At 63.9% G+C, this 241-nt stretch carries 1 pseudogene; it reads right to left on the bottom strand.

The window, feature by feature from the left end:
• Positions 1-241 (bottom strand): annotated as a pseudogene (locus AAEZ09_RS29055) (hypothetical protein); the annotation flags it as partial.

Raw genomic sequence — 241 nt, 5'->3', positions numbered from 1 at the left:
CTTGTAAGCCACGCCAAAGTTGACATCGCCGATGGTCGGGTCGCGGGTCACGGAGCCTTCGGAGGTGGCGGTGGCGTCGTTGCCGGCGCCGCCCGACTGGTAGGTGGACTCGCGGTATACCACCGGCACGTTCAGGTCGAACTGCCAGCGGTTGTCGACGTTGTAGCGCCCGGTGAGGTCCAGGGTCCAGCTGTCGGACTTGATCCGGTCCAGGTTGATGTTGCCCAGAAAGATCGAGTCC

Origin of the sequence: Pseudomonas sp. 65/3-MNA-CIBAN-0223 (genome assembly GCF_040310425.1) — a bacterium.
Classification (GTDB): Bacteria; Pseudomonadota; Gammaproteobacteria; order Pseudomonadales; family Pseudomonadaceae; genus Aquipseudomonas; species Aquipseudomonas gregormendelii.
This window is presented reverse-complemented; position numbering and strand designations above follow the sequence as displayed.